At 64.7% G+C, this 3,756-nt stretch carries 3 protein-coding genes and 1 pseudogene; 3 read left to right on the forward strand and 1 reads right to left on the reverse strand.

Annotated features, from left to right (window positions below; genetic code table 11):
- The 3 genes and pseudogenes from ACZY0B_RS26980 to ACZY0B_RS26990 all read left to right on the forward strand — a co-directional run.
- A pseudogene (locus ACZY0B_RS26980) lies at positions 1 to 135 on the forward strand (type VII secretion protein EsxI); the annotation flags it as partial.
- 250 nt (positions 136 to 385) lie between these two features.
- Entirely contained in the window at positions 386 to 1,159 is a 774-nt protein-coding gene (locus ACZY0B_RS26985; protein ID WP_463767294.1) for a response regulator transcription factor, read from the forward strand.
- The gene (locus ACZY0B_RS26990; RefSeq protein WP_463767295.1) at positions 1,156 to 2,664 is read left to right on the forward strand and encodes a sensor histidine kinase; all 1,509 of its coding nucleotides are present in this window, start codon (positions 1,156 to 1,158) and stop codon (positions 2,662 to 2,664) included. The genes ACZY0B_RS26985 and ACZY0B_RS26990 overlap by 4 nt, the downstream gene beginning before the upstream one ends.
- A gap of 437 nt (positions 2,665 to 3,101) precedes the next feature.
- Here ACZY0B_RS26990 and ACZY0B_RS26995 read toward each other — a convergent pair whose 3' ends face one another.
- Positions 3,102 to 3,734, reverse strand: a complete 633-nt coding sequence (locus ACZY0B_RS26995) for a DUF6611 family protein (protein WP_463767296.1) — start codon at positions 3,732 to 3,734, stop codon at positions 3,102 to 3,104.
- Between the last annotated feature and the right edge of the window lie 22 nt (positions 3,735 to 3,756).

A 3,756-nucleotide genomic window follows, 5' to 3' on the forward strand; every position in this document is an offset into this window, starting at 1 on the left:
CAGGAGTTCATCACCCAGTTGGGTCGTAACTTCCAGGTGATCTACGAGCAGGCCAACTCCCACGGGCAGAAGGTGCAGTCCGCGGGCAACAACATGGCCAGCACCGACAGCGCCGTCGGGTCCAGCTGGGCCTGACACCCCTCGTTTCTCACCGGGGCCGCACACCGATCGGTGTGCGGCCCCGGTCTTCGTGCGGCACGAGCCATTCGTGATTTGAACCAACGGCCTTGCATTCCGGTGCTTTTCGCGGAATGCCGCGTCTCAAATCCGGCGGATCCGGCGCAGCGAGGCCGGGGTGGCGCGACCTGATCTGCAACGCCCCAACATTTGAGAAGTCTATGAAGTCCGTGACAAGCGGATATGGGCTTTGCGAGAATTCAAGAACATGACCGCCATGTCGGGATACGCGGGAAGCCAGCGCCCGCGCCAAGCCATTCTTGGGCAGCTACCCAGGATCTATCGTGCTGACGGATCACCGATCCGGGTTTTGTTGGTGGACGATGAGCCGGCGCTGACCAACCTGGTCAAGATGGCGCTGCACTACGAGGGCTGGGTGGTGGAGATCGCCCACAACGGCCGCGAAGCGCTGGCCAAATTCGAACGGGCGACCCCCGACGTGCTGGTCCTCGACATCATGCTTCCCGACATGGATGGCCTGCGCATTCTGCAGCGAATCCGCGAATCCGACGTCTACACCCCCACACTGTTCCTGACCGCACGCGATTCGGTCATGGACCGGGTCACGGGTCTCACCGCCGGCGCCGACGACTACATGACCAAGCCGTTCAGCCTCGAAGAATTGGTCGCGCGGCTTCGCGGGTTGCTGCGCCGGTCCAGCCAGCTGTCCCCACCGGCGGCCGAAGCGCTCAAGGTCGGCGATCTTCGGCTCGACACCGCCAGCCGCGAAGTCAGCCGCGACGGCACGGCGATATCGCTGTCGTCGACCGAGTTCGAATTGCTGCGCTTCCTGATGCGCAATCCGCGCCGGGCATTGAGCCGCACGGAGATCCTCGACCGGGTCTGGAACTACGACTTCGCCGGGCGTACCAGCATCGTCGACCTGTACATCTCGTACCTGAGAAAGAAGATCGACTCCGGCCGGGAGCCGATGATCCACACCGTCCGCGGTGTTGGATACATGCTGCGGCAAGCGGAATGACGGGCGAGCGCAACACCCCTTCGTGGTTGCCCCGGTCTCTGCGCCGTCAATTGCTGCTCGGTGTATTGACGGTCGTCACGGTGGTACTGGTGAGCGTCGGCGTGGTCTCGGTACTCAGCCTGCGCGGCTACGTCACCGCGATAGGCGACGCCGATGTCTCTGAATCCCTTGATGCACTGAGCAACTCGTACACCCGATACCAGAACGGAGAGCACACCTCGGCGCACCGCCGCACTCCGCCGATCGCGGAGGCGATGCTGGAGTTCACCGGACAAACGCCGGGCAACCTGATCGCCGTGGTGCACGACGGCGCCGTTGTCGGCTCGGCGGTTTTCTCCGAGGACCAACCAAAACCCGCCCCGCCCGATGTCATCCGCGCGATCGAAGCGCAGTCCTGGGCCGACGCGCCGCCCCGCACCATCCGGCTCGGCAGCCTCGGCGCCTACCGCGTCGACAGCCGCGTCGACGGATCCGACCTGTTGATCGTCGGGATGTCGGTGAAGCTCGCCGACGAGATCATGGCCCGCAAATACATCACCACCAGCCTGCTGATCGCGGCCGCCCTGGTGATCACCGCGGGACTCACCGTATGGGTGGTCGGCTCCACACTTCGCCCGCTGCGCCGCGTCGCCGCGACCGCCGCGGAAGTCGCCGCGATGCCGCTCACCGGCGACGAACACCGGATCAGCGTCCGGGTCCGGCAGGAGGACACCGACCCGAACAACGAAGTCGGGATCGTCGGACACACGCTGAACCGCTTGCTGGACAACGTGGATAGCGCGCTGGCGCATCGCGTCGATTCCGACCTGCGTATGCGCCAATTCCTCACCGACGCCAGCCACGAGCTGAGAACGCCGCTGGCCGCGATTCAGGGCTACGCCGAGCTGACCCGCCAGGATAGTTCGGCGCTGCCGCCGACCACGGAGTACGCACTGGCGCGCATCGAGTCGGAAGCACGCCGGATGGCCTTGCTCGTCGAGGAGTTGCTGCTGCTCTCACGCCTGGGCGAGGGAGAGGACCTGCAACACGAAGACGTCGAACTGGCCGATCTGGTCATCAACGCGGTGAACGACGCCGCGGTCGCGGCGCCGGCACACCATTGGGTCAAAGATCTGCCCGAGGAACCGGTCTGGGTCCGCGGGGACCGTGCCCGGCTGCATCAGCTGGTCAGCAATCTGCTCAGCAATGCCGCCTTGCACACACCGCCCGGCGTCACGGTGACCACCGCAATCACCTGCCAACGCGGCGAACCCGACAGGCCGCATGCCGAACTGACCGTCACCGATGACGGGCCCGGCATCGACGCGGATCTGCTCCCCCGGTTGTTCGAGCGATTCGTCCGCGCGGACACATCGCGGTCCAACGGTTCGGGCATCGGCCTGGGCCTGGCCATCGTCAGTTCGATCGTCAAAGCCCACCACGGCTCGGTCAGCGCCGAATCCACCGACGGCCGAACGGTCTTCCGGGTGCAACTGCCGATCATCGAAAGTCCGGGCATGGGCTAGCGGTTGGCGGGGGCGCATGCGATGCCAAACCGGCACGGGAGCTCAAACGCGAATGTCTCCCTGACCACTTGCGCAAAATCGATCGGTCAGGATGGCGTCTTTCCTCATCGTCGGAGCGACCTTGATCATCGTCGGGCTGGAGTATCTGCCCGCGCTGGCGCTCGGCCCTGCGGCTGACGCGCAGCTGAGACAAGCGCTTCCAAGCAATCCTCGTTGATGAGACGCGGCCCCTTGACAAAGGGCTGTGGTCTCGCCGAGAGTGCGCCAGAAGTGCCGCGAAATTCGCTGTGCCACTTGCGTTTCAACCGGACGCCATGCGATGGGTGTCAACCAAGCCACAATTCGGAGCGGGATTGCCCATGTCTCCGCCCCAGGTAGTAGACGGTCAACAAGACCGACGCCTCGCGCCGACGGCCTCGGAAATCTCCGACACCACATCAGACATGGCTCGCCTCGAGACGCCCATAGGCTTCCCGCCAAATCACCTCATGCTCGCCCGATGAGATCGCACCCGCCTTAAGCAACCGGTCGGCGCGGGTCAGCATGGCAACCAGGGTTAGACCTTCGACGTACCCGCGTAGTTCGCGAGCGTCGGCAGCTTCGGGCATCAGGGCGATCGACACAGACCTGACTTGCATGCGGGTCGGTCCGGCCGCCAGGAAAAGCAGAGCGCCGATGGTTACGTAGCAGGCGACGGCGAACGCCAGGACCGTGTCGGGCGAGGCCGCCACGTCGCCGAGCAGCACCATCGCGACCAACCCGAGCGCAGCGCCACTTATCGGCCATCCCCGCCATAGCTGCGCCAGCTGCCGATCGGCGACGCTGCATCCGGGCGGGTAGATGACCAACCGAAACTGTTGAACCCCGTATCGGCCGACCGTGGCAACAAACGATCCCCACGGGTGGGCGCCGTCGAGCAGCCGCGGCCACCGTCTCGGCGCTGAAAGTTCCGTGTGTGTCGTCGGGACCGTAGCGGGTTGAGCAATTCGGTCGCGCGTGTCGTGCATGAAGCCAGATGTACGCCTTCCGCACGAAGCACGCTTTGATCTACACAGCATCCATACGCGCATTCCGCAGACATTTACGGAACTT

This window comes from Mycobacterium sp. IDUB_19 (genome assembly GCF_055419445.1).

Bases quoted from the DNA above. Each gene is read 5' to 3' on its own strand.
- ACZY0B_RS26995 (WP_463767296.1), bottom strand. From the start codon at position 3,734: ATGCGCGTATGGATGCTGTGTAGATCAAAGCGTGCTTCGTGCGGAAGG.
- ACZY0B_RS26985 (WP_463767294.1), top strand. From the start codon at position 386: ATGACCGCCATGTCGGGATACGCGGGAAGCCAGCGCCCGCGCCAAGCC.
- ACZY0B_RS26990 (WP_463767295.1), top strand. From the start codon at position 1,156: ATGACGGGCGAGCGCAACACCCCTTCGTGGTTGCCCCGGTCTCTGCGC.